Raw genomic sequence first — 1,092 nt, 5'->3', positions numbered from 1 at the left:
CAATGACGATCTCTCCAATATCACTACTAACAGTGGCAAGATAAGATCGACAAGAAATTCACCCTAGAAAGTTTGTAGATCTTTAACGATAAAATTTACTCATCATCAGAGAAAAGAGCACTACCACTAAAATAAATTCCACTTTGATCAGTGTTATTTCTATTTCCAAATGGATAGCGAATACCTATCCCTAAATAATCTGAATTGATTGATAAATGAAAAAAATCGTAACCTAACTGAAAACTCTTAGATGTTGATACATAGCCTGCGTAAAACCCATTTTGATGCTTAACCCCTAAATTAGCACCTAAAGATGTTTCGCCATCATGCTCACTACTACCCAAAGAAACACCTAAATATGGAATTATACTGGTCTTATCAAACTGATATTGATATCCAGAATTTATATCCCATGCCCCCATACTTATTGCAGATGATTTTTCATCATTATGGCAATGATATGGTTCACTTCCAGCATGACAACCATTACTATCTGTCCCCCCTGAGTGAGCAAAAGCAGTCATAGGGACAGTGTAGAGTAAGCATGTAAGTAAGATTTTCATGTAATTCCTTTTTCAGGTTAATCTTTGTATAGAACCTATACGTTTTCAATTTTACTTTATTTAGCAAGTAAATAACATTAACACACTCTATTTAATAACAAATCAAGCATATTATTAGTTCGAGCATGGAATGATACCTCACCACAATCCATAAGTTAAAATGTAAAAACAGTCATAGCTACCAAACGATCTCGAAAAATAATTAAGACACCCAAGATTGTTGGCTAAATATTAAGCGCTGAACTACGCTTTATTTACGCTTTTAAAATGGTAAATAAAGATGGCCAGACCAAGACAAACTATCGTTAGCCTAGAAGATACGCCTTACTACCACTGTTGCTCGCGTGTGGTACGTAAGGCGTTTTTGTGCGGCTTTGATAAATCAATGGGTGAGAATTTTGAGCATCGGCGTGAGTGGGTTGATTCACGCATTCTAGAGTTAGCGACCATCTTTGCTATTGATATCTGTGCTTATGCCGTGATGAGTAATCACTTACATGTGGTGTTAAAGGTTGATGCTGACAAAGTA

The 1,092-nt window shown here is 35.8% G+C and carries 1 protein-coding gene and 1 pseudogene; one reads left to right on the top strand and one right to left on the bottom strand.

From position 1 onward, the window contains the following. Positions 1-95: 95 nt before the first annotated feature. On the bottom strand, positions 96-563 hold the full coding sequence (locus H5202_RS24105) for a YHYH domain-containing protein (RefSeq protein WP_220493991.1): 468 nt from the start codon (positions 561-563) through the stop codon (positions 96-98). A gap of 280 nt (positions 564-843) precedes the next feature. Here H5202_RS24105 and H5202_RS23105 point away from each other — a divergent pair. Next, a pseudogene (locus H5202_RS23105) lies at positions 844-1,092 on the top strand (transposase); the annotation flags it as partial.

The organism is Shewanella sp. SG41-4, assembly GCF_014164505.1.
Classification (GTDB): Bacteria; Pseudomonadota; Gammaproteobacteria; order Enterobacterales; family Shewanellaceae; genus Shewanella.
The sequence above is the reverse complement of the archived record's forward strand: the minus strand, read 5'-3'. Positions and strand labels throughout refer to the sequence as shown.

Bases quoted from the DNA above. Each gene is read 5' to 3' on its own strand.
- H5202_RS24105 (WP_220493991.1), bottom strand. From the start codon at position 563: ATGAAAATCTTACTTACATGCTTACTCTACACTGTCCCTATGACTGCT.